This is a genomic window from Galbibacter sp. (assembly GCF_048266365.1).
In the GTDB taxonomy this organism is placed as follows: Bacteria; Bacteroidota; Bacteroidia; order Flavobacteriales; family Flavobacteriaceae; genus Galbibacter.
This window is the reverse complement of sequence record NZ_JBLWZP010000003.1, coordinates 288,059-313,690: the sequence shown is the minus strand read 5'-3', so window position 1 is coordinate 313,690 and position 25,632 is coordinate 288,059. Positions and strand designations below refer to the sequence as shown.

Sequence of the window (25,632 nt, the reverse complement as noted above, 5' to 3'; positions counted from 1 at the left end):
TTTTAATTTAAGAGCGAAAATTTTTCCTTAAGTTTGTTAAATGCCAATCTGGTTTTTGTAGATTGAAGTAAAACCAAACACAAACCTACTAAAAAGTAAGAGAATTATCCATTTTAAAACATACTTTTTGTGTTAAGATCCGTTAAAGAAATACTCACATAAATTAAAGCTTTTGAACGAACTCATAATTGAACTTACAGAAATCAATCCCAAAGAATTTTTCGGGGCAGGGAATGCTAATATTGATTTGTTAAAAAAATATTTTCCTAAACTCAAAATAGTCGCCAGAGGAAATAAAATAAAGGTCTATGGTGATCAAGATCTTTTAGAAGAATTTGATAAGCGTCTCGATATGCTTATCACCCATTTTGGGAAGTATAATAAACTAGATGAAAACATCATAGAGCGAATTCTGATGACCGATAACGGACAGGATTATGTTGATGTAAGTGCTAATGGCGAAGTTCTAGTTCACGGTGTCAATGGTCGTCTTATAAAAGCACAAACAGTCAACCAGCAAAAGTTGGTCGATTTGATGAAAAAGAACGATATGGTTTTTGCGATTGGCCCTGCAGGTACTGGAAAAACATATACTGGTGTAGCTTTAGCTGTTAAAGCGCTTAAAGAAAAACAGGTTCGACGCATTATCTTAACCCGTCCTGCGGTGGAAGCAGGAGAAAACCTAGGGTTTTTACCGGGTGATTTAAAAGAAAAACTGGATCCGTATATGCAGCCATTGTATGATGCATTGAGAGATATGATTTCTCCGGAAAGATTGCAGAACTATATTGAAACCGGAATTATTCAAATCGCTCCGATGGCCTTTATGAGGGGGCGAACTCTTGATAATGCGTTTGTGATATTGGATGAGGCGCAAAATACTTCTCATGCGCAGATGAAAATGTTTTTAACCCGAATGGGTAAGAGTGCAAAATTTATTATCACAGGAGATCCGGGTCAAATAGATTTGCCGCGACGTATTACCTCCGGACTTAAAGAAGCCTTACTGATATTAAAGGATGTAAAAGGTATTGGAATCTTGCATCTTGATGACAAGGACGTGATTCGTCACCGTTTGGTGAAAGAAATTATTGCATCGTACAAAAAAATAGAACACACTAACGCCTAGAGTTCATTAGGTCGGTCATTACTTATCATACGGAAATTTCCGTGTTGATTTGCGCATCATGGCTTCAATGATATCATAGGTGTTTTTGCCTGATTTACGATTGATAACTTTCTCGTATTTCCAAAGGAGTTTACCGGTTTCTCCATCACTTAATTTGATGGCAATTCGTCCATAATCTGAAGTTCCGGATATGAATGAAATCAGATCAAAGTCCGTAGATACTCCTTTTGATATTAATGCCTTTAGCGTAAGGTCTCCTGATATTACCGCATCCACATTAAGGATCTTGCAAAGCTCCTGTGAGGTGTGGATGTCAATATTCTTTTCCGAAATACCGTTTTTGGCTAAAATGGCGTTGGTGTTTTTAGTGTCTTGAAACGCAACGCGGTAATCTTTTCGCTTGTGTAATTTTAAAAAATAAGATTCCAAGGCATTTTGAACTTCATATCCTTCTTTTTCTTGCAGTGCTTCTAATTGTTGTTCCCCATGATTTTGGTTTTCCAATTCCAATCGCGCCTTAAAAGGTAAAATAGCAACAGTCTTATGGTCCTTGCTTAGTTCTTCGAAATGGTCGCTTTGGTAGATTAGTTTTTGTCCAAATCCGTTTGAGCATCCTAGTATAACAGCTAGGATGAATAGTAATTGCTTCATATTGTTAGTGTACTGCTTCTTTTATATTAAAACTGTTGTTGTTCATGTAGGTTGGTGGCACCTTGCGAGTATTGAAGTAATAACCTAGTACTCACCAAATGGTTATGATATTTTGGAGGTCAAAAATATTGAAAATCTCCAACCAAACCTTGATTTCTCAGGAGATAATTCTTGGATAATGAACTTTTAACGTTTTTTTTAGAATATGAAACTGGCAATGGTGTAACACCAGAGCTAAAAAATCCGGTTTGCCAAGGAATAAATTGATCGCATTAGAATGGGTTCCACCGAAACAGCCCTAGCATACAAAGTTTTATTTTTGATGAAAGACCGCCGTATAGGTGGTGCTATTACCAACATTGTCTGTAACAACTACCTCCAGATGGTGGGTGTTATCCTTAAAGTCGATATCACTAAGGTTATAAGTAAGACTGTTCTCCTTGTATTCGTACTCCATCAGTATCCATTGGTTGTTGATTTTGGCTCGATAGGAATTGATTCCGCTTAAATCATCTGTAATAATCAGTTTTAAGGTTTTGAAATTAGAAAGCCATTGTCCGTCTTGAAAATTAGAAGGACGTATCTTGGGTGCTACGCTGTCCTTGGCTATTACGAAATTACCTAAGGCACGCGTTCGGGTACTCAGTACGTTCGACTTGCGATAAGTGTTTTGGTAGGAGAGATGCCCTTTATCGCTGACATTTGCGATAAAATACTTGTCAATATCCTTGTTGTCAATGGCATCCATGGCTATGCTTAAAGTATAATTTTTCCGCATAGGAACTTCATCCTTGTGAATTTTAATCGTATCTCCACTTTGTTGGAGATCGATAAAGAAGTTATAATAAAAGGAATTTTCCGGAAAATATAAGGTGGCATTTCCTACCTTGAAGATATTATCACGGTTCGAGATAAGATAATGATCTGATTTAAAAACGGTTTTCGCACGTAGTAATTCCTGTTTTTTTCCTTCCACCGGAATGTGTACAATACTGACGTTTCCGGCTAAATCAGAAACTTCTAAGCTAACATTGTAAGTATTCCCCGGTTCTATAGCGATTAGACCATTATTGTCCTTTTTGTCGTAGATGCTTAATTTGTTATAGGGTTCTATGTAGCACTTCTGTATTCTTTTGCGTTTGTTGGCATACACAGGATAATCGATTAAGGTGTTGATGTATCTACTTTCTGAAAAAGAAAAGCTCGCGAAATTATATTCGAAGTTACGTTTTCCTTCCACAGTGGTACACACCTTATAGGCTCCATTTTTATTGTAAGCCATGTCGAATTGATCATAGGTTTCTACTCCTAGACCAATGGTTCCCTCGGCGTATATCTTATCGGCAACAAAAGTATTGTCATCTTGTTTAGTGAGTCGGAGTTCTATTTTGTTGTTTGTGTTATCTATTATGGATTCATTTCCAATCGCATAGGCGTATACACCGAGAATTCTCGGTGGAGTTGTGTCTTTTACGTCATATCCAAATAGCAATGGGTTCATAGGTTCCGCCTTGGCATTTCTAATCTCATAATGTAGGTGCGGGCCACCGCTTCCTCCTGTGTTTCCACTATAAGCAATGAGATCGCCTTTACCTACTACCAGCTCCTCGGGTTTAGGAAAGAGCTCAATTTCATAGGACTGCTTTTTGTATTGTTGCTCTTTGACGTATTGTTGTATTTTTGGTCCGAAACTTTGCAAGTGAGCGTAAACGGTAGTGAAGCCATTCGGGTGTGTAATATAAATTGCTTTACCATAGCCGTAATGTTGAATCTTTATTCTTGAAACATAACCGCCAGCCGTAGCAAACACATCCAGACCTTCCCGCTGCATGGTTTTAATGTCCAATCCCGAGTGAAAGTGGTTGGATCGTAACTCTCCAAAACTACCGGATAAAACAATCGGAACCGCTAGGGGAGACTGAAAATAATCCTTTGGATAGGGTTGTTGAGAAAAAAGAAATTGGGTGATTAATAAACTACAAAAAATCAGGGTTCGCATGAATCAAAAATTATAAGGCAAATCTAATGAATTGAATACAAATTCGAAAAAATCTCTTCAGATCAACGCAAATTTCACTATATTAGTCTAACGTAAAGAAATTTTTATAAACTATTGTGAGGTATATAAAGGTGTCTTAACTTTGTAAAGATATATATTGAACATTGCTTGTATGAGCGACATGATAGAAATTGTTGATTCACTGGAAGATAAGATTGGTAAGTTGCTTGAAAACTTAAAACTTCAACAAAGCATCAATCAGCAGTTAAAGGATGAGTTAGCAAAATCGAAGCATAGCAATAAGAATTTAGAGCTTTCCGTCGATCAGTGGAAGGATAAATACGAATCGCTCAAACTGGCAAATTCAATGATTGGCAGTAATACGAATAAGACAGAAGCTAAGCTTAAAATAAATACTTTGATTCGGGAATTGGATGAGTGTATAACTCAACTTTCTGAATAATTGTTTACATAGGGAGATGGCAAATACGCTAAAGATTAAAATATCTATTGCCGATAGGGTGTACCCCTTGACCATAATGCCTGAACAAGAAGAGGGCTTAAGGAAGGCAGCTAAAACTATAGATCAGTTGATCAAGCAATTTGAGAAGAGTTATGCCGTGCGAGACAAGCAAGATGTTTTAGCGATGTGCGCGCTTCAGTTTGCATCTCAAATGGAACAAAAAAGTATAGATAAAGAAGAAACAAATGAACAGACAAAAGAACGTTTGATGAAACTCAACGAACTCTTGACCAATCATTTGTAATTAAAGTTAGATAGTTCTTTTAAATAACATAATGTTACTGCCTACATTGGTTGCATTTTTTTGACAAACTCAACAAGTATCAATTCAAAAAGGTGAGTTCAAATTGTAAAAGCATGCCGCGCCTCTGATTAATTTCAGACCTAAGGAACAGCGGACCCTTGATCAGTTTGGTAGCCTTAAACCTGTTAAATGGAGTTTGTACAAAACTTATATGCCGATGTAGGCTTTTTTTTTAAACAAACGTAAAGATGGATGATATTACACTATCAATAGTAGTAGCACTAGTAGGGGGTATAGCGGGCTTTGTAGTCGCGAAGGTTTTGGAGAAGAACAAGGCAAGCAAAACAATCTCAAGTGCACATAAAGAAGCTCAGAAAGTCCTTAGAGAAGCCAAAAATGAGGGAGAGAATATAAAAAAGGATAAAATCCTTCAGGCTAAGGAAAAGTTCTTAGAACTTAAAGCGGAACACGAAAAGGTGATCGTCGCAAAAGATAAAAAGATAGCTGAGGCAGAGAAACGAACCAGAGACAAAGAATCTCAGATATCGAATGAGCTGTCAAAGAATAAAAAATTGAGCAGCGAACTCGAATCTAAAAATAAAGATTATGATTTTCGACTCGATCTTTTAGACAAAAAACAAGGTGAAGTCGATAGGCTTCACAAAGGTCAGATAGAACAATTGGAGGTTATTTCAGGACTTTCGGCTTCGGAAGCTAAAGCACAACTGGTGGAATCTCTGAGATCAGAAGCTAAAAGTGATGCCATGACCTTTATCCAAACAACATTGGAGGAGGCTAAGTTAACTGCACAACAGGAAGCCAAAAAAGTAATTGTCAATACCATTCAGCGTATCGGTACTGAGGAAGCTATAGATAACTGTGTCTCTGTATTCAACCTGGAATCTGATGATGTCAAAGGGCGTATCATTGGTAGAGAAGGAAGAAATATCCGTGCGCTTGAGTCCGCAACCGGTGTTGAAATCATTGTAGATGATACTCCGGAGGCCATAATACTTTCTTGTTTTGACTCTGTTCGTAGAGAGGTTGCAAGATTGTCTTTGCATAGATTGGTTACCGATGGTCGTATCCACCCAGCTCGTATAGAAGAAGTGGTGAAAAAGACCAGAAAACAAATAGATGAAGAAATTATAGAGGTTGGAAAGCGTGCTGTAATTGATTTAGGAATTCACGGTTTACATCCTGAGCTTATTAAGGCTGTAGGTAGAATGAAGTACCGTTCCTCTTATGGACAAAACCTGCTTCAACACTCTAGAGAGGTAGCTAAACTGTGTAGTGTCATGGCAGCTGAACTTGGTATAAATTCTAAATTAGCTAAGAGAGCAGGTCTTTTGCATGATATAGGAAAAGTACCTGAGACCGATATAGAAACTCCACACGCAATCTTAGGTATGGAGTGGGCAGAGAAGTATGGTGAAAAACCGGAAGTATGTAATGCCATCGGTGCTCACCACGATGAAATTGAAATGAAAACGCTGTTGGCGCCAATTGTACAGGTTTGTGATGCCATTAGTGGCGCTAGACCAGGTGCTAGACGCCAGGTATTGGATTCTTATATTCAACGTCTTAAAGATCTTGAGGAGATAGCTTTTGCCTTTAACGGTGTTAAAAAAGCATATGCTATTCAAGCCGGTAGAGAGCTAAGGGTTATTGTAGAGAGTGAAAAGGTTAGCGATGATAAGGCAGCGGAATTATCGTTTGAAATTTCTCAAAAAATTCAAACGGATATGACCTATCCCGGTCAGGTTAAGATCACCGTTATTCGTGAAACAAGAGCGGTAAATATTGCCAAATAACCATACTTAAATAGAATAAGAAAATAGTAAAATAGCACTGCGTAATGTAGTGAAGAATTCAAATGAGGCCGTCTGATAAGACTGGCCTTTTTTTGACTGCTTAAATTTGGTGTTAGGTCTATTTTTGGTTGCTTAAAGACTTTATCGTGATGCTATCTGCATCTTTTTAAAATTCCTAAGGATCAAAAAGCATTGTTTTGCTTAACTAATTCTCCCGGAATATGGATGAAAACTCACTTGTCTTAGCGCAATAATTTCTAGGGGGATAAGCTCATATGTAGGAGAAATTGTATCTTACTCACTCATTAACCAAAAAATAATAAAATGAGATATATAATGATCATATTTGTGGTAATTGCCATGGGATCTTGTAAAGAAAAAAGTAAAACAGAGGCGGCTGATCAAACAGAGCTGAAAGGTAGCTCTGAAAAGTCATCTGAAGTGCAAGGACAAGAGCAATATATGGTTAAGGAAAATATTAATTTCTTTGTGGGAACATATACCAATGGTGATAGTGAGGGTATTTATACCTATGCACTAAGCCCAGAGGGTAAGCTCTCAAAAATAAAACTTGCGGCAAAATCTGAAAGTCCATCTTATTTGGCGTTTTCTAAAGATCGAAAGTACCTGTTGGCTGCCAATGAGATTAAAAATAAGCAGGGTGTAGGAACAGTCTCTTCCTTTGAGGTACAAGGAGATAGTCTTGTTTTTGTGAGCCAAAGCTCCTCCGGAGGTGCACACCCTTGTTTTGTGACCATTAATGACAAAGGATATGTTGTAGCTGCAAATTACAGCGGAGGAAACGTTGGACTCTTAAAAATGGATAAAAACGGAACTTTATCCGACTTGTTGGATATCAATCAGCATACGGCTAAGGCAGTCAGTTCTAGACAAGATGGCCCGCATGCACACTCGGTTTGGTTTTTTCCTACTCAGGATAAAGTGATAGCAGCAGATCTTGGAAGTAATCAATTGTGGTTTACAGCCATTGATTCCAATACCAATACCTTGGAGCCGTTGTCTCCAAAAACATTAGATTTTAATCCTGGGGATGGCCCTAGACACTTGGCATTCCATCCAAATGGAAAATGGATTTATGTGCTTAATGAACTTAGTAATACCGTTGCTTTGGTGCGTTACGATGAGCAGCAGGGATTTGTAAAAGGAGCCGTCTTTTCCATGTTACCTGAAGGTTTTAAAGAAGAAAACACCGGAGCAGATATTCATATCAGTGATGATGGTAAATTTCTTTATGCCTCTAATAGAGGACATAATTCAATAGTGATCTACAGTGTAAAGGATGACGGAGCGCTTCAAGTTGTTGGTTATGAATCGGTAAGGGGAGAGGGGCCACGAAACTTTAGCTTATCTCCGGATGGATCCTATGTTTTAGTTGCAAATCAATATTCCAATTCTATTATATCATTTCGGCGGGATGCTCAAAGCGGCCTGTTGAGTTTTGTGGATGAAATAGAAGCACCTAGTCCTGTTTGTATAGTCTTTTAGATACAATTTCACAGTTTTTATTAGCTTATAAAGAGGGGCAAATTTATCTGATCTCTTATTATGACCTGCTTTAGGCTACTTTTAACTTAAATGAATTGTAGGGTTAATATATTGTTATATTTTTGAAAAGGAACCTGTAGCGCTAACTTATTATCCTAACGTACCGATTGATGAAGATATTGAAATTCCTGATTTTGTTATTCTTTTTTTGGCAACTCCCTGCCCAGAATTCTGACGAAGAACTTCGGTTTGTCAGTATCATGGAAGATTTGCCTAAGGTAGGGGTGTACACTATTAATCAGGATGATTATGGGTTTATTTGGTTGGGTACTAACGGATCCGGTCTTTACCGTTACGATGGCTTGGAATATAAATCTTACCGTCATCGTTTTAACGACTCCACCTCTTTGAGCAGTAGTTTGGTGTTTACAACCTATTTGGATGATGATCATCGGCTTTGGGTCGGTACTGAACAGGGTCTGGATCTCTATGATCGTAATACAGATTTGTTTCAAAGAATTTCAAATAAGAATTTTGGGGATGGAACGGCTGCTAATTTGTCTGTCCGAAGTATTGTAGATGATAAGCAAGGGAATCTTTTTATAGGAACCTTTGGTAAGGGGCTTTATAAGTTGGATTACAAAACTCTTAAAGCAACCCATATTGGAACTCGGGGTATCAATGCTTCAGTTGCCTTATCTGTTCATGCTCTTAAAATTGACAAGGATGGACGAATGTATGCGGCATCCAATCATGGTATACTTCTTTATAACGAAGATAAAAACCTATTAGAACCGGCAGTCTTTGCCAATGGAGAGCAACTAAATTCGAGTACCCAGACCTTGGTTATCGATGCCAAGGATAATCTTTGGACAGGGACCTCTGCCGATGGTTTGTTTAAGATCAGTCATGTTGATGAATCGGGAATTAGGCAAATTAAGAAACTGGGTGTGTCCTCAAATCCGTTTTTTGCACTGGAGCTCATTGGCCGTGGAGAAATACTATGTGGTACTGAGAATGACGGTATGTACCAATTAAACGAGCAGGGCGAACTCATTCATCACTATGTATCGTCCAATAAAGACGAACAAAGTTTATTGGCCAACTCCATTTGGTCACTTTTCTTGGATCGTGATAAAAAAATATGGTTAGGCTATTACAATAAAGGAGTTGCGATCTATGACGATGTCTATGACAAGTTTAAAGGCTATCAGAGTCTATACAACAATATGAATTCGTTACATACAGCATCAGTGGCTTCTATTGATCAAGATGAGAATGGCAATCTCTGGGTAGGAATGGATGGTGGTGGTATTGATGTTATCAATAAAAAAACTGGAATCTATACTCATATCAATAAAGAAGATCAAAGGCTATATAGCGGGCTTGAAGGAGATTATATATTGTCCGTTCATATCGACAGCCATGGTAATGTATGGGCAGGAAGCTGGGATAATGGAGTGTATTTTTTAAAAAAAGGCACACATCATTTTGTGAATTATACCATTGAGAGTACCAATGGAGGACTACAATCGAACACTGTGGTTAGTATTGCAGAAGATTCTAAAGGAACCTTGTGGTTTGGGAGTTTCCATAATGGCTTGCATTCGTATGATCCACAGACAGGATTATTTACCAACTATAATACAGGTGATTTTCAAAAGCTTGGTGTTCAGAATTTGGATATATGGAAGGTTCTTGTGGACCGTCATGATCAGGTGTGGTTGGGTAGCACATATGGGTTATATAAGGTCCAATTGTTACCCTCAGGCGAGTTTGAGGTAACCTCGCTGTTTGATCGTCTGGCAGAGCAATACGGCAATGTGACTACGGCTAATCACATCCTTTCTCTATATGAAAGCGAGGACGGAACGATATGGCTGGGAACAAAAGGTGCTGGAATGGCTGCATATCAGCCTGATTCTGATTCACTAAAATGGTATAATAGACTAGAGGGATTTCACCTGGAGAATGTCTGCGGTATAATCGAGAGTGATCAAAACCACATATGGGCTGCCGGAAATTCAGGGATTGTAAAGTTGAACCCTGAAACCGGGGAATCTTCTAACTTTGATCAAAGTGACGGCTTGTTGTCTAATGACTACAACATGAACGCTGTATTTAACGATGGACAAGGAAATATCTATTTTGGCGGCTATGAAGGTATGGATTTCTTTAATCCAAATACCATAAAGTACAACCAGCAGGAGACCTTACTCTACCTTTCTGATTTAAAGATTTTTAATAATAAGGTACTTCCTACCCAGTCGGACTCACCGCTTTCAAAAGTAATTGCACAAACAGACAGTATTACTTTTACAAGTAAACAGTCTGTATTTACCATTGAGTATTCCGGAATTAATTATACCAGACCGGAGCGCAATGAATATGCGTATTATCTGGCAGGTTATGAGGATACTTGGAATTATGTGGGTAATGCTAGAAGCGCAACCTATACCAACCTTGATCCCGGTAATTATGTCTTTAGGCTTAAAGCCTCAAATAACGACGGGACATGGAATGAGCAGCCCTTAGAGTTGTATATTGAAGTGTTGCCGCCGTGGTGGAAGTCGAATTGGGCTTTGGTGGTTTACTTGTTGCTGTTTTTTAGTGCTATAGTGGTATTGAATAAATTGACACAAAATAGGATTCGAAGTAAACAACTCGAAAAGTATGAGGAAGAAAAGCGCATTCAGCATGAACAGCTCAATGAAAAGAAGTTCCAATTTTTCACCAATATTTCTCACGAGTTTAGAACTCCGCTGACCCTTATAATGAATCCAATACAGGATATACTGCAAAATGATGACTCAAATCTACCGGCACGCCTTCGTGAAAAACACGCAATTATTCATAAAAACACCCAACGCTTGCACCGTTTGGTAAATGAGTTACTTGACTTTAGGAAATTAGAACTCAACAAAGTTCGACTTCATGCCAAAGAATTTGATATTGCGCATCTTATTGAGGATATTATCGGGCATTATGAGGAAGAGGCTATCAATAGGAGCATAGCTCTGTCGTTTGACAAAGACGAGGAGCCTTTACATATCTGGGGGGATGAAAACTTGATAGAAAAAGTGATTTTTAATGTGGTTTCAAATGCCTTTAAAGCTTCTTTTGAAGGTGGAGCAATAAATGTAGCCGTTTATGCAAAAGATCGATTAGTTGCCTTCCCGTTAGTTGATGATACTTTCGAGAGTGCAGCAGTTGAAATTGTGATCTCAGATACAGGCATCGGTTTGGAAAAGGAACAAATTCAACATATGTTCGATCGCTTTTATCAAGTGGAAAACCAGAATCACAGTTACTATGGTGGTACCGGTATTGGACTTGAGGTGGTTCAGAGTTTTGTTCAATTGCACAAAGGGAAAATTGAAGTGGAAAGTGAACCTGGAAAAGGAACTTCTTTCAAAATTATATTACCTCTAGGAAAGCAGCATTTTTCAGAGGAAGAATTGAATATGGTGACTCTTAAGAAAATTGAAGAAGTGAGGGACGAAGTGGTGGGAGTATCCAGTGTAGAGGATGACCATGTCGAGGTTCAGGATATTAAAGAAGCTTCAACTACGCATACGCTGTTACTGGTTGAAGATAATTTAGAACTTAGGATGTATTTGCAACAGGCCTTTAGGCATCAATATAAAGTATTGGTAGCGAGCAATGGTGAACAAGGGCTTAAAATAGCTAAGGACATTCTGCCGGACGTCATCGTTACGGATGTCATCATGCCCAAGATGAATGGGTTTGATTTTTGTAGAGAGATTAAAACAGACATGCGAACAAGTCATATACCGGTGTTGATGTTGACTGCCAAAGCAAAAATTGAGGACCGCATTGAAGGCATAGAGATTGGTGCAGATGCGTATATGGTGAAACCCTTTGATATTCGTTTACTTAAACTTAGATTATCGCAGCTTATAAGTAGTAGGCAGCTCATATTTAACAAATACTTTAGTGCCATAAGTGAAGTTGACGAAAATTCAAATACGACCTCTTTAGATAAAGAGTTTATCCAAAAGGCAATCGATTATATCTCAAAAAATATTGAGGATCCCAATTTAGGTGTGGAATCTCTGTCCTCTCACTTAAATTTGAGCCGTAGTCAGGTTTATCGAAAAATTAAGGCACTTACCAATCAGACTTCCAATGAGTTCATAAGAAACATTAGGCTTCATAAAGCAAAGGCGCTATTATCTTCCGGCAACACGACCATTAGTGAGGTTTCCTACGCGGTAGGTTTCTCTTCATCTTCATATTTTACTAAATGCTTTAAAGCACAATTTGGCATTGTTCCAACGCAGCTCCTAGAAGAAGAGGAAGTTGGGGATTCATCTGTAGATAAATAATTACTGCTGGTGCAGTACAATTAGCTAGGCTGCCATATGCCACCCAACTTGTCGCTTTGGTTAATTACATCCATACATGTCGGGTATACCGTAGAATAGCTGTTGTAGCCCTTTTAATCCTTAAATACACGTTGAACTGTCAAATATTAATTGATAGTTACTAGATTATCGTAATTCCTTAATATTCGATTAATGCTTCCTTATAACTCGGGATTCAGTAAAATTCTTTAGGGTTGGAATCTTTATAGTCATGCTCAATAGTACTCTGAACACTTGTGCCGTTTTATGTCCCTCACTAGAATTTGCTTTAGGCTTTCACTTCTTTCTCCCTGGTGAGGCATGTTATTTTTTTAAGACTTCTTTGTAAAATGACTGTTAATTTAATTGGCACAACCAGCTTCTTTGCCAATTCGCCTTTGGTCAGTGATGAAACAAATGTTGCATATGCTATAACTTATGTTGCATTTGCTGTAAACGCCGCATAAATGCTTCAAAAATCACAGGGAATGCAGAATTAATAGTGTGCTCAATATTAGTGTTTTTTTAACATTTACGTAATGAAAAATAGTTTTTCAAAATTGAATTGGAGAACCTTAGTTGAGGTGTTATTGATAATCGCGATTGTCAGCTTATTGATATTCCTCATTTTCTATGTTTTTTGATTCATGGAATTACTGGGTAGTTCAATCGTTTTGAATTATTCTAATTACTAACCTAATTTATTCTAAAATTTATTTAAGATGAAGCTAAAACTGAAAATTGCGATGTTTACTTTGATGCTGTGTGGTGTCCAAAGTATGTTTTCGCAGACAAAAGCAGTTAGTGGAACTGTTACCGATGACTCAGGCATGCCGATGCCGGGTGTAGCGGTTGTTGTAGAAGGTACCACTAATGGCGTACAGACAGATTTTGACGGAAATTACAGTATTTCGGATGTTTCTTCTTCCGATAACTTGGTTTTTACCTATGTTGGAATGAAAACACAAACTGTAGCGGTAGGTCAACAATCTACAATTGACGTTCTTCTCGAGACCTCTTTAGAGGCCTTGGATGAAGTAGTCGTAATTGGTTATGGGGTTCAGAAAAAGGCCTTGGTAACCGGAGCGAATTTGAACCTTAAAGGAGAGGATATAGCGATGTTAAACACGGGAACAGCCATGGAAGCACTTCAAGGTGTTGCTCCGGGTGTAAGTGTAAGTCGTAATAATGGTGCTCCTGGTGCCGGAACCAAAGTGACAATCCGTGGTTTAGGTACTATTGGTAACTCAAGTCCTTTATATATTGTAGACGGTGTTGCTGTTGGTAATATCGATTACTTAAGTTCCGGGGATATTGAAAGTATTGATGTTTTAAAGGATGCTGCATCTGCAGCAATCTATGGTTCTAGGGCAGCCAATGGTGTTGTGTTGGTCACTACCAGGCAAGGGAAGAAATCCAAACAAGCACAGGTACACTATGAGACTTACTACGGTTTCCAAAACATTTATAAAAACCTATCTCCATTAAATGCACAAGAGTATATGTACATTATGGATGAGGGAAGAGTAAATGATGGTCTTGCTCCTAACAACTGGGAGGCACTCATTAAAAGCAACACTTGGTTAAACAACACATATCCCGGTCAATTAGGAACACAATTGGGAGAACATGTATGGAATAATCTTCAAAACGGTTGGGAAGGTACCAATTGGATCGATGAAATGACCATGAGAAATGCACCAATTTCTAACCACTCCATTAATATTACCGGGGGAAGTGAGGATATTACCTATTCACTTGGAGCATCCTATTTAGATCAAACCGGGATCATAGGTGGTAGCATAACTGATGCTGGTTATAAGAGACTTACAACGCGTTTAAATACCGAATTTGTATTGTTTAAAAATGACGAAAGAAGTTTGGTTACTCTTGGAGAAAACTTCACCTATTCTCAAACAGATAACAGAAGCGTAGCTACCGGAAACATCTACTGGAACGATTTACACAATGCACTGGTTCAACATCCGTTGATGCCGGCATATTGGGCGGACTCTCCGGATAATAATGGTTTTACGCCTACAATGGATGGCATCTCTAATAACTCCCACAATCCACTTGCAGTGATGTATTATCGTCATAATTATGCGAACCTGGGTAATAGAGGGAATACCATTGTTGGAAATGTGTATTTAGAAATTGAGCCTATTGAAAATCTGAAATTACGTTCCTCTTACGGAGTAAACGCATGGTTTGGTCATAGTCGTTCTTGGACACCAACTTATGCACTTGGTACTTTATATGCTAATGCTACTGATGGTGTTGCTCAAAGTTCTTATTTAGGAAATACATCAACTTTGACCAATACGATATCTTATGAAACGAATTTCGGAGATCATAATTTAACGGCCTTAATTGGTAACGAAGTAATCCAAAACGAAGTTAATTTTGAGGTAGGAGGCAGTATGTCAGGATCTCAATTCGGAGCCCCTAAATTTGCTTTTTTAAACAATGTGAGTAAATCCACTATTGGAGCTATTAACACCAATGGAGCTGATTGGGCTGCCGGAGGAGGTGGACTCATATCCTATGTTGGAAGATTGCAATACAACTACAAAGAGAAGTATATGTTCTCTGCTACAATGAGAGCGGATAACTCTTCTAATTTTGCAAAAGGTAAGCGTTGGGGGTATTTTCCTTCTGTATCTGCAGGATGGGTTCTTAGTGAGGAAAATTTTATGTCCGATAGCAATATGTTTATAAAACTAAGAGGTAGCTGGGGGCAAAACGGTAACCAAGCCATAGATAATTTCTACTATAGTTCTACGGTTTCCTATATTGATCCAGGATATTATTTCGGTGATAAGAAACCTACCCCTTCGGTGTCATCTGTCCCTACAAGGATTGCTAATCCGGATGTAACTTGGGAGACTTCTGAACAATTAGACTTTGGTGTTGATGCACGTTTTTTCAATTCAAGACTTTCTTTTACCGCGGATTGGTATAAAAAGACAACCAAGGACTGGTTGGTAATAGCTCCTTCGCTTGGTACTGCAGGTGCCCCACCTCCATTTGTTAATGGTGGTGATATTGAAAACACCGGGGTAGAAGTGGTGCTTTCTTGGAATGATAATGCCGGAGACTTCAAATACGGAGCTACGCTTAGTGGGGCCTTTAACAAAAACAAGGTGACCAAATTAGCCAATGCGGAAGGTATTATTACTGGAGAGCCTCATATTTTATCTCAAGGTACTGCTTATATCTCTAGATTAGAGGTAGGGAAACCAATTGGTTACTTCTACGGATTGAAAACTGATGGAATTCTGCAAAACCAAGATGAGGTTGATGCTTATGTTAGACCTGACGGTACACCTTATTTCGATGATCAACGTCCAGGTGATGTACGCTTTGTAGATCAAAATCAAGACGGTGTTATTGACGATAATGATAAAGTAGAGCTTGGTAGTCCACTCCCGGATTTTGAACTTGGTATTCAATTAAATGCAGAATACAAAGGATTCTATGTCAACACGACATTGGCAGGTAAGTTCGGAGGGCAAGTCATGCAATCGTACCGTTCTTTTGCAGATAATTTTGACCAAAACTATACCACTGAAATTTTTAATCGTTGGCATGGAGAAGGAACTTCCAATCGTTTACCACGTTTGAGTTCAGGATCTAACAGAAATACAAACTTAATTTCTGACATCTATTTGCACGATGCTGATTATTTGAGAATTAGCAACCTTACTGTAGGGTTTAAGTTAGGACAGTATTTGGAAGATCTTGATTACATCAAAGAAATCAAACTTTATGCTTCTGTCAATAACTTGTACACCTTTACTTCCTATGATGGAATGGATCCGGATGTATCTTACGGAGGAAATGATGCTACGAATTGGGCTTCAGGAGTGGATCTTGGATTGTATCCATTACCAAGAACTGTAATGCTTGGATTGAGTGTTGACTTTTAATCGAAAACTAAAAAGACAATGAAAAAAATAATATATACCATATCAGTGGTTGCAACGGCATTACTTGCCGGTTGTAGTCAAGAGTTTACAGATACAGACAACCTCTACGAAAAAGGTCTTGAAAATTACTATAGTAGACCTGACGATATAGACGAGGCAATGGCTGGTGTTTATAATGCGCTATATACCGCAGATCCATTCAGCGATGAGGCTATTTCAGCTAACTTGCTTTCTGACTATGTTTTCGGAGGTGGTGGTCCTGATGACAGGGCAGCCAAATATATGGACGGATTTCAAGATCCCGAAGAGGACACCTATAAAGATTTATGGGTTGAGACTTATAACGGTGTTTATCGTTGTAATATCATTTTAGAAAAACTTGTCGATGCAGATTTTTCGGAGTACTTTTTGACTGAGGCAGAGGCGAAGGAATATGTTGATCGTGCCTTGGCAGAAGCTTATTTTATGCGTGGCTTCTATTATTTTAGAGCTGCCAAATTCTTTGGTGGTTTGCCTCTGATTCTAGGTTCGCTTGCCGATAGAAGTGTTCCAAGGTCAAGTTACACCGAGACTTACGCACAGATCGCATCTGATTTTAAAACAGCTATTGAATTATTTCCAACTAAAGCTTTTCCTGCCATTGGAACTGATCGTTATGGACATGCGAATAAATGGGTTGCACAGGCCTATATGGCAAGAGCCTATTTGTACTATACCGGTTATATGACCAATATTGAGGGACAGGCGACTAGTGATTTACCCTTACCTGAAGGTGGAACAATTTCTAAATCTCAAGTTGTTGCTTATTTAGAAGACTGTATAAATAACAGTGGATATGCATTAGCTAATGACTTTAGAAATCTATGGCCTTATTCTTATGTAAATACTAGCGCAAATGAAGTTGTTCTTCCATGGGCTGAAACAGAAGGTCTTGATTGGGTAGGTCAGGATGGTCTAAATCCAACTTTTGGAACTGGTAATGCTGAATTTATGTTTGTTCAGCGTTATTCTACAACGGACTGGGGTCCCGGACAACAGTATAACAACCGTATGCGTTTGTTTTTTGGAATTCGTGATAACAGCATGGTCCCTTTTGGACAAGGTTGGGGATGGGGCACCGTCAATCCGGCTCTTTGGAGCCAATGGGATGATGCGGATCCTAGAAAATTAGGTTCAATCCTTCAATTAGGTAATGCTGAACAAGGAACGGGTGCTTGGCAATCCGGTTTCGGAGATCATGAAACAGGGTTTATGAATAAAAAATATACCACCATTCAGCACGAAGATCCTGCAGGAGTGGATGGCATTAAAGGGATGTTTTACTTCCTTTATGATATGACTCATGGAGATCCAATGCAGTTATGGTCTGCTCAAGACTTTGTCTTTATGAGATATGCTGACGTTTTATTAATGCATTCTGAAATTACAGAAACTGCAGATGGTATGAATGAAGTAAGAGATAGAGCCGACTTAGATCCTATAGGATATTCGTTAGCGGCACTTAAAGAGGAACGCAAATATGAATTTGCCTTCGAAGCCCTTCGTTGGTTTGATTTGGTTCGTTGGGGAGACGTAGATACTGCCTTTGGTGGTCAAGTCAATCTACAGAACTCAGGTATAGACGCTGTTTATAGTGTTCAATATAGAGCTGAGACTAAGGGGCTTGTTCCAATTCCAGAATCGGAAGTAAGACTCTCTAACGGTGTTTACGAGCAGAATCCTGGATGGTAATCTATTAAACTTAAAAATATTAGAAAGATGAAAATAAATAAAATTATAAGTTTATTCGGGAGTGCCTTGGTTCTGTTACTAGGAGCATGTCAACCCATAGATGACAGAGAGGTGCTTGAGAGCATGGTTTCTATCGATGATATTATCTTGTCCTCGTCTCAAGCGACGGAGGGGGGTAACTTAATCGAATTAAACATGGAAACCCCTGGCGTAACAGGGTATTGGGATTATAATTTGGGAAAGGCTTTAACCAATAGGGTTGAATTTATTTATCCTATTCCAGGAAATAACACCTTTACTTATGTTGGAACCCTTGGTTCAGAATTTTTCACAAAAACCATCGAAGTTCAAGTTGATGTCTTGGATCATGAACTCAACCAAGACTGGTATGATTTAGTGGGAGAAGATACAGAAGCTGGAAAAACATGGGTTTTTGCCGGTGGACCAGAATCTGACGGTGGAAAATGGTGGTATATGGTTGCTAATGACGATCCTTCTGCTTGGGAAGGTGTATGGTGGAATGCCGCAGGTGATTGCTGTCCTCCGGTGGATGCTGCAGGAAAGATGACCTTTGATCTAGACGGAGCTGCGAATTACACCTATTACTCAGGTCCTGATGCAGCACCTCAAGTAGCTAGTTTTGTATTAGATCCAGCTAAACAAACTTTAAAAATAGATGGTGGTAATATTCTTGGAGCTGAAGAGCCATATGGAAACCCCAATGGTTTATACACAATCATTTCTTTAACTGAGGATGAGCTTATTCTGTATGTTCCTAATAATACAGGTGGAACTGGATGGGTGTGGATTTTTAAACCAGAATAAGAAGAAATCTTAATAGGTTAGTTTTTTATATTTAGCTAGAAAGACCCCGGTACTATTATCAGTGCCGGGGTTTTTTATCTAGCTATAACTTAGGTTTTAAACCATTTTTATGATTCGTGTTTTTTCGTTTGTACCAGATAATGAATCCGGTGATTGAGAGCACAGGTCCTGACATTCCAATTAAACAATACACCAATTTACCTATAAGACCGGCAAATTGACCATAATGTAATGGAGTGATCATACTGTTGGCCTTATATATTAAGGGTTGTTCACTGACCTTTTTGACTTTTTCAATGTCACCGGTAGTATTGCTTACTAGTATTTTGTTGTAATGTATGCTATATACAAATGGGTCATCTTCGAAGGATCCATTAATTACTATGGGCGCCTTTTTTGAGGAAGCAAGTCGGATATATGAGGGATGAAATTCTGGTATTTCTCTATCAATGGTTGATAGTACCTTATCTAAAGATGTCGCCACTAATGGTGGTTCCGGCTCTTTTGGTGTTTTGAGCCCGGCAACCGACACGGAATACGCCAATAGCACACCGGTTATGGCTAGAATCAAATTTAATAACAAGGCCCAAACTCCAATGTAGCTGTGCAAAGCAGAATAAAATGCTCGTCTTTTATTTGGTTTAAGTTTTATTTTAAACAAAAGCACCTTTCTAATGTTTTTGCGATATAAAAGAGTCCCGGTAATTAATGATATCAAGAACAGCGTTCCAAAAATGAGTACTAGTATACGACCGATGACGCCGGAGTGAAAGGAGTAGTGGAATTTAAGGAGCCACTTTGTAAGATGAGTACTTTCGTCAATTGCCCCTAAAATTTCTCCATTTTCCGGATGTACAAAAACAAACATTCTTTGCTCCGGACGTCTAATATTGAAAACAATGCTTTCTCCTTTTTTAAAGTGAATAATTCTTGTATTCCAATTCTTGTATTTTTTCTGAACCGCCGCAGTAGCACTATCAAGGTTAAGTACTTCAGCCGTATCATTGACCTGATAAGGCGCAAATAAGGCTTGGTCTATATCTTCATTAAAGATTAAAATACTACCGGTGATTCCAAGTAAAATCAAGAAACCGCCGGCAATAAGGCTGCAAATGGAATGATATTGTAGAAGCTTGATTTTTTTCATCTGCACGTATTTCTATAATTAATCGTCGGTATTGGTGATTATAGTTTAACGGTTAGGGATAGATTGAACTGAGTTCCATTAGCTTTAATGTAATTTGAATCTCTGGCAGACCACTGCGATATCAAATTGTAGTAATCTGTATTAAACAGATTTTTAATTCCAATACCCAATTCTGTTGAAGGACTTAATTGGTAGTTCGTGGTAAGATTCACAATGTTAAAATCCTCTACCGGACCTTGCCCATAGGTATAATCCCCTTGGTCATTTGGATCAAAGTGGTCTCTTGAACCGCTATAAATATGAGAGAGTCTAATATCGAATTTCTCCTTCCAATTATAAGCCAGGTAGGTAACAGTTTTTACAGGTGGAATACGGTCACTTCCCATATACTGTTTATAGCTGTTGTCATCGTTGGTGTCAATCTTACCTTGAGTATAGGAGACTGAGGTTCCAAAATTTAGGTTCCTTGCGATCTCTGTGTTTAACGAGAGTTCGAATCCGTATACCTTTTCGGGCTGACGTAAAATTTCAAAAGCGCCGCTTTCAGTCTCTCTGTAGGTCGAGCCAAGATCAGAGGTGCTTACATAATAAGCCCCTGCTAATTGAGTCTTGCCGATACGACTATTAAATCCAATCTCATAGTTGTTGGCAATTACCGCTTCAGAATTAATTTGTTCTACGGTGTTTTCTGTGGCTGATCGTAAGGTTCTCCCTAAATCTGCAACAGAAAAACTTTGAGAAAAACTCACGAAGGGTTTGAATACTGACCATTTGTTATAGCGTAAGCCGACATTAAAAGTAGTGGCATTGTAATCGAGTTCTCCACCATTAATACTTACTCCTCCGCTATTAGGTTCGGTTTCTCCGGGGTTATAACGTACTAAAGTTGTATAGTCCGGGATTTCAATTTTAATATTCTCCAATCGAATTCCTCCTTTAAATACGAAATTCTTGTAGATGGCTTTTAGTTGTGCATAGGGTGCAAAGTTACGCATGTCGAGCTGAGGTACCCAAGGTCTGCCGTCGACTAAAGATTGAGAAGTTTTATCGTTTAAGGCGTCTAGACCATATAGTAAATCGCCTTGAATTGCCCCAAAATGATAGCTTGTTTTAAAATTAAATCGAACACCTTTCTTAGTTGATGCGATCATGGATTGCCCACCATCAAAAGCTAGGTTTGGATCATAGAAGCTGTCAGTAAAGCCGTAAACTGTTTTGAAGTCTTGAAGGTAAAGGTTCAACCGAAAGTCGGTATTGGTAAAAATATCTGCATAGTCATAGGTCAGTTGTGCATTGTGGTTGTACCGGTTTCCTTGGTCTTCTCCAGGGTCTACGCCCAATACTCCTATAGTTGGAGATTCTCCGTAAACACCTACTTGAGCAATGTAGTCTGAATCCTGTCTGCTACTAAAATAGTTGTACATAAGGGCGATAGATTGTCTATCTGTTATGTCATAATTTATTTTTCCCAAAGCACTATATTGTGATGTTTCACCGAGGCCGTAATAAGGAGAAATTACTGTTCCATCAGCATCTTTATATACACCGGTTTGGCGAAAACTTCCACTGGCGACATAAGAGACTTTATCTATTGTACCGGATAGGGTCTGAACAACTTTAGCTCCAATAGTATTGTTAATGTCTACCAGGCCTCCTTCGGTACCTAGGGTTGTTGTACTTTCTAATTTTCTTCCCCTGTTGGGTTTTTTAGTGATGTAATTAACAATACCACCATCGGAACCGTTACCGTAGATTGCTGTAGCGCCTTTTATAACCTCTATGCGTTCAATAGTACTGGGGTCTACGGTATTAATATCACGAGAGCCCTTTCGAAGTGGTGTTGATTGCGGAATTCCATCAATGAGCACAAGCATATTTCTCCCACGAAGCGTTTGGCCAACACTACTGGTTTGGTTGGTTCCTAGGGCTAGGCCTGGAACCTCCATTAATACGTCAGCCATGGCATTACTGGTTTTAGCAAGGTTTTCGATTTGTGCGCTTGATAGTACAGATACACTGGAAGGAACCTCATCCAGTGTTTCGCGGGTTCTGTTTGATGTAATCACAATTTCATCGAGTTGTTCGAGATCTTCTTGCAATATGATGTTTAGTGATACAGTTGTATTAGCGGGGAGATCTCTTGTAATGGTTTGATATCCTACTGCAGAAAATACAATAATCGGGTGGTCCGACTCTTGGAAGGTGATTTGATAATTCCCATTGTTATCGGTAGCAGTACCAATTGAGGAATTTTTAATGCTTACAGTTACGTAGGGGATAGGAATACGGTTTTGATCAGTTACTTTCCCCTGTACGGTCTTTTGTTGTGCAAAAAAAGGAAGGGTGAAAAACAGGGTTAAAAGATATATGCATTTCATTTATAATCGATTATTTATTTAGATTAATTAAAAATAATGCAAATATAAATCCAAATGAAATACTTGGCAAGAATTAATTTAATAAATATTTAAGAGTTTGTAACTGTTTAAGTCGCTGCCAGCCTATTGGTTGGGTTAATGCCGCCTAGGTTTAATGAACAAAAAAGCCAAGGCGGCTATTAGAAATAGGAACTTCATACTAATAGGCTCTTGGCTTTAAATTTTGTTACCACTGATCTGTTAGATCTTTTGGTTTTGCAGTACAATATGTTTGATAAGATTGTCTATGGGCTTTCTGACAAATGAACTTGCTCTATAACCTCGATCTTTAAATTGTTTAATAATGATGTCTTGTGAATAATAGGCAATGGAACCGACGAAATGCACCGGATATTGCTGTAATTCTTGATGATAATGGGTTAAATAGGTATCAATAAAGCTTCCTATAACTTTATTAAGGATGTCTTGAGCAAAAGGATCTTGGCGGTGTTTGAAGATAAACTTCCCGAAGGTAGCCAGATATTTGTTCGGATTCTGGTTGTGATAGAGTTGTTGTAACACTTGATTTAAATCCACTTCAAAGCTATCCTCAAAATCCTTTTTGATGTTAGCGGGCATTTTGTGGTGGAAGTAGGCTCGAAGTAGTTCTTTTCCGATATGATTACCACTTCCTTCATCAGATAAAACATAACCTAGGGACGGTATTTTTTGAATACATTCTTTGCCATCAAAATAACTGCAATTGGAACCTGTTCCCAGGATGCATATAACTCCCGGCTGATCTGTGGTCGCGTGTACTGCTGCGATTACATCCTCTTTAATACTGATAAGGTCAGTGTTTTGGAAAATATCTTCCAAGATTAGCTTCATTTTTTTATCTGCACTTACGGTACCACAACCAGCTCCATAAAAATGGATTTGGGTAACTAAACTTTTATACGGCTGTAAATCAGTGTTATCGCGTATAATAGAAAAAATAGCTTTATCACTTAAAGCCATAGGATTTATGCCTTCTGACTGTGTGGAAAGCAATTGTTTTCCATCGGTATCTGCAAGTATCCAGTCGCATTTGGTTGAACCGCTGTCTGCTACTAGTATCATATTCTTATATTTTAGGGTCTGAGGTACCTGGCACTGTTGTAGTAGCATTAGGTACTAATTTATAAAAATCAAAGGAGCTTCTCCGTGTATTGAACCATGAAAGCTCCTTTGATAAAGCTAACATATTCTAAAAATGGTATCGTTTGAAAGCTTCTATAGCCTCATATTCTGCCAGTCCGAGATTATCATATAATAGGGCAGTATTTCTGTTGCGTTCTTGAGCACGTACCCAGAACTCTCTAGAATCTTCCCCTTGGAACATCACTCTGTCTTTTTGCGACTGATGGAAAAGAATGGCGTTAATCTTTTTATTCATTTCATCAGGGCTCAATGGAACTGCCATCTCAATATCGGCGATATCCCACTCATGCCAAGCTCCTCGGTATAACCAAACCCAACAATCATTCATAAAGTCAAGATGTTTGATATTGGCTAGCGATTCGAAAATAGCATCTAAACAAGCCTTATGTGTTCCGTGTGGATCTGCTAAGTCTCCGGCGGCATAGATTTGATGTGGTTGTACACTGGTGATCAAATCAGAAATACGTTGGATGTCTTCAGGACCTACAGGGTTCTTCTTAACTTCTCCGGTCTCGTAGAAAGGCATGTCCAAAAAGTGTACTTTTGAATCATCTAAACCTAAATACCGCGTAGCACCATAAGATTCCATTCTTCGGATAAGACCCTTTACTTTTCTAGTTTCTAAACTATCTCCATAAGCAGTTGTCTTAGAATTCAAGAAAGCTATAATCTTCTTGAAATTTGTCTCTTCCGTGCCAGGGTTTAATAAATTCGCAACCTCTGCAAATTTCAAAGCCTCTTCATCGGTTACTGCAATATTTCCGGAAGTTTGGTAGGCCACATGTACATCATGCCCTTGCTCAATCAAACGTGAGAAGGTTCCTCCCATGGAAATCACATCATCATCAGGGTGCGGGCTGAATATAATAATACGTTTTTTCTCCGGGGATTTACGTTCAGGACGGTTGGTGTCATCTGCATTCGGTTTTCCTCCGGGCCATCCTGTAATGGTGTGTTGTAGTTTGTTAAAAATCTTAATGTTTAAGTTGTATGAAGAACCTTCAATAGACAACAATCCGGACATTCCGTGTTCATTATAATCTTTGTCTGTTAACTTCAGTACTGGTTTTTTAAGCTCCTCACTAAGCCAAGTAATTGCTTTAAGCTTTAAGTTATCGGTCCACACACACTGACTTACGATCCATGGAGTTTTAATACGGCTAAGTTCTGAGGCCGCCTCCTGATCCATAATCATAGTGGTGTTTGGGTGGTTCTGTAAGAAACTTGCCGGAATGTTTGATGTGATTTGTCCCTCTACAGTTTGTTTTATAATAGACGCTTTTTTATGTCCCCATGCCAGCATTATGATTCTTTTGGATTTCATAATAGTGCTAACACCCATTGTAATTGCCTTTTTTGGCACGTTTTCAATACCGTTGAAGTCAGAGGCTGCATCACGTCTAGTTATGTGATCCAAAGTAATGATACGAGTACCAGAATTTATGTGAGATCCCGGTTCGTTAAATCCGATGTGTCCGGTCCTACCGATTCCAAGCAATTGAAAATCTAAACCACCAAGTTGCTTGATCTTCATATCATAATCAATACAGTATTGATTGAGTTCCTCTTGGCTCACTTGACCGTTAGGGATATGAACATTCTCAGGGTTAATGTCGATGTGGTCGAATAGATGCTGATGCATAAAGTAGTAGTAACTTTGGCGATTCTCAGAATCCATAGGATAGTATTCATCCAGATTAAAGGTGATCACATTGTAGAAACTTAATTCTCCGTTTTTATGAAGTCTAACCAGCTCTTCATATACTTTGATAGGAGAAGATCCAGTGGCTAATCCAAGCACACAGGCTTCACCTTTCTCTTGTTTTTTGTGAATGAGATCTGCGATTTCAGCAGCGACTACTTTAGACGCTTCATAAGAGTCTTCAAATATTTCATTATGAATCTTCTCAAATTTGGTATCCTCAAATTTACCGACCTGCTTGTGTTTAATTTGTTGTATCATTTCGTACTAGCCTTACTTTTAATTTACTTAATAATGGTATTTTACTTTGTAAGTATTATGTTTTATTTTATTACTTCAATATTGTTTTTTGTGCTATATTGTAATTTTAACACTTGTTTTTACTTATTTATTGATAATATACTTTCCATATTTTTAATATTAATTACATTTCCTTACTATTGTGATGCTAATTGCTGATGTGCACCATGTATAATTTCCATGTGGGAATTATACATTGCAC

15 protein-coding genes and 1 other RNA gene are annotated in these 25,632 nt (G+C 38.5%); 10 read left to right on the top strand and 6 right to left on the bottom strand.

Annotation, left to right across the window (positions count from 1 at the left end):
* Positions 1-172 precede the first annotated feature (172 nt).
* A complete protein-coding gene (locus ACN0TV_RS06790; RefSeq protein ID WP_417361391.1) occupies positions 173-1,129 on the top strand; it encodes a PhoH family protein in 957 nt (318 codons plus the stop codon).
* Positions 1,130-1,147: 18 nt separating this feature from the next.
* Here the strand turns inward: ACN0TV_RS06790 and ACN0TV_RS06785 are convergent, their stop codons facing one another.
* A complete protein-coding gene (locus tag ACN0TV_RS06785) occupies positions 1,148-1,780 on the bottom strand; it encodes a hypothetical protein (protein ID WP_417361389.1) in 633 nt (210 codons plus the stop codon).
* Positions 1,781-2,093: 313 nt separating this feature from the next.
* A complete protein-coding gene (locus tag ACN0TV_RS06780) occupies positions 2,094-3,779 on the bottom strand; it encodes a M23 family metallopeptidase (RefSeq protein ID WP_417361388.1) in 1,686 nt (561 codons plus the stop codon).
* A gap of 172 nt (positions 3,780-3,951) precedes the next feature.
* Between ACN0TV_RS06780 and ACN0TV_RS06775 the strand changes: the two genes are divergently transcribed.
* The 9 genes from ACN0TV_RS06775 (at position 3,952) to ACN0TV_RS06735 (ending at position 18,721) form a co-directional block, all read left to right on the top strand.
* Positions 3,952-4,242 carry a hypothetical protein gene (locus tag ACN0TV_RS06775; RefSeq protein ID WP_417361386.1) on the top strand — a complete coding sequence of 97 codons (291 nt, stop codon included), beginning with the start codon at positions 3,952-3,954 and terminating at the stop codon, positions 4,240-4,242.
* A 16-nt stretch (positions 4,243-4,258) separates the two neighbouring features.
* A complete protein-coding gene (locus tag ACN0TV_RS06770) occupies positions 4,259-4,546 on the top strand; it encodes a cell division protein ZapA (protein ID WP_417361384.1) in 288 nt (95 codons plus the stop codon).
* A gap of 67 nt (positions 4,547-4,613) precedes the next feature.
* A non-coding RNA gene (gene ssrS, locus ACN0TV_RS06765) (6S RNA) lies at positions 4,614-4,744 on the top strand.
* A 50-nt stretch (positions 4,745-4,794) separates the two neighbouring features.
* Positions 4,795-6,360: a ribonuclease Y gene (rny, locus tag ACN0TV_RS06760; protein ID WP_417361382.1), complete on the top strand. Its 1,566-nt coding sequence runs from the start codon at positions 4,795-4,797 to the stop codon at positions 6,358-6,360.
* A 324-nt stretch (positions 6,361-6,684) separates the two neighbouring features.
* Positions 6,685-7,866, top strand: coding sequence for a lactonase family protein (locus ACN0TV_RS06755; RefSeq protein WP_417361380.1), 1,182 nt, complete (start codon positions 6,685-6,687; stop codon positions 7,864-7,866).
* A 170-nt stretch (positions 7,867-8,036) separates the two neighbouring features.
* A complete protein-coding gene (locus ACN0TV_RS06750) occupies positions 8,037-12,215 on the top strand; it encodes a hybrid sensor histidine kinase/response regulator transcription factor (RefSeq protein ID WP_417361378.1) in 4,179 nt (1,392 codons plus the stop codon).
* 740 nt (positions 12,216-12,955) lie between these two features.
* The gene (locus ACN0TV_RS06745) at positions 12,956-16,165 is read left to right on the top strand and encodes a SusC/RagA family TonB-linked outer membrane protein (RefSeq protein WP_417361376.1); all 3,210 of its coding nucleotides are present in this window, start codon (positions 12,956-12,958) and stop codon (positions 16,163-16,165) included.
* 18 nt (positions 16,166-16,183) lie between these two features.
* Positions 16,184-17,896 carry a RagB/SusD family nutrient uptake outer membrane protein gene (locus tag ACN0TV_RS06740; RefSeq protein WP_417361374.1) on the top strand — a complete coding sequence of 571 codons (1,713 nt, stop codon included), beginning with the start codon at positions 16,184-16,186 and terminating at the stop codon, positions 17,894-17,896.
* A 27-nt stretch (positions 17,897-17,923) separates the two neighbouring features.
* A complete protein-coding gene (locus ACN0TV_RS06735) occupies positions 17,924-18,721 on the top strand; it encodes a hypothetical protein (protein ID WP_417361372.1) in 798 nt (265 codons plus the stop codon).
* An 82-nt stretch (positions 18,722-18,803) separates the two neighbouring features.
* Here the strand turns inward: ACN0TV_RS06735 and ACN0TV_RS06730 are convergent, their stop codons facing one another.
* The 4 genes from ACN0TV_RS06730 to nagB form a co-directional block, all read right to left on the bottom strand.
* Positions 18,804-19,868 (bottom strand): PepSY-associated TM helix domain-containing protein, encoded by a 1,065-nt coding sequence (locus ACN0TV_RS06730; protein WP_417361371.1) that lies wholly within the window; start codon positions 19,866-19,868, stop codon positions 18,804-18,806.
* A 38-nt stretch (positions 19,869-19,906) separates the two neighbouring features.
* Complete coding sequence (locus ACN0TV_RS06725) at positions 19,907-22,246, bottom strand: TonB-dependent receptor (protein WP_417361369.1); 2,340 nt, start codon at positions 22,244-22,246, stop codon at positions 19,907-19,909.
* 240 nt (positions 22,247-22,486) lie between these two features.
* Entirely contained in the window at positions 22,487-23,347 is an 861-nt protein-coding gene (locus tag ACN0TV_RS06720) for a BadF/BadG/BcrA/BcrD ATPase family protein (protein WP_417361367.1), read from the bottom strand.
* Between the two features lie 127 nt (positions 23,348-23,474).
* Positions 23,475-25,391 (bottom strand): glucosamine-6-phosphate deaminase, encoded by a 1,917-nt coding sequence (gene nagB / locus ACN0TV_RS06715; RefSeq protein ID WP_417361366.1) that lies wholly within the window; start codon positions 25,389-25,391, stop codon positions 23,475-23,477.
* Positions 25,392-25,632: the final 241 nt, after the last annotated feature.

Coding starts and splice junctions, on each gene's coding strand:
- ACN0TV_RS06785 (WP_417361389.1), bottom strand. CDS start 1,780: ATGAAGCAATTACTATTCATCCTAGCTGTTATACTAGGATGCTCAAAC.
- ACN0TV_RS06780 (WP_417361388.1), bottom strand. CDS start 3,779: ATGCGAACCCTGATTTTTTGTAGTTTATTAATCACCCAATTTCTTTTT.
- ACN0TV_RS06775 (WP_417361386.1), top strand. CDS start 3,952: ATGAGCGACATGATAGAAATTGTTGATTCACTGGAAGATAAGATTGGT.
- ACN0TV_RS06770 (WP_417361384.1), top strand. CDS start 4,259: ATGGCAAATACGCTAAAGATTAAAATATCTATTGCCGATAGGGTGTAC.
- rny (WP_417361382.1), top strand. CDS start 4,795: ATGGATGATATTACACTATCAATAGTAGTAGCACTAGTAGGGGGTATA.
- ACN0TV_RS06755 (WP_417361380.1), top strand. CDS start 6,685: ATGAGATATATAATGATCATATTTGTGGTAATTGCCATGGGATCTTGT.
- ACN0TV_RS06750 (WP_417361378.1), top strand. CDS start 8,037: ATGAAGATATTGAAATTCCTGATTTTGTTATTCTTTTTTTGGCAACTC.
- ACN0TV_RS06745 (WP_417361376.1), top strand. CDS start 12,956: ATGAAGCTAAAACTGAAAATTGCGATGTTTACTTTGATGCTGTGTGGT.
- ACN0TV_RS06740 (WP_417361374.1), top strand. CDS start 16,184: ATGAAAAAAATAATATATACCATATCAGTGGTTGCAACGGCATTACTT.
- ACN0TV_RS06735 (WP_417361372.1), top strand. CDS start 17,924: ATGAAAATAAATAAAATTATAAGTTTATTCGGGAGTGCCTTGGTTCTG.
- ACN0TV_RS06730 (WP_417361371.1), bottom strand. CDS start 19,868: ATGAAAAAAATCAAGCTTCTACAATATCATTCCATTTGCAGCCTTATT.
- ACN0TV_RS06725 (WP_417361369.1), bottom strand. CDS start 22,246: ATGAAATGCATATATCTTTTAACCCTGTTTTTCACCCTTCCTTTTTTT.
- ACN0TV_RS06720 (WP_417361367.1), bottom strand. CDS start 23,347: ATGATACTAGTAGCAGACAGCGGTTCAACCAAATGCGACTGGATACTT.
- nagB (WP_417361366.1), bottom strand. CDS start 25,391: ATGATACAACAAATTAAACACAAGCAGGTCGGTAAATTTGAGGATACC.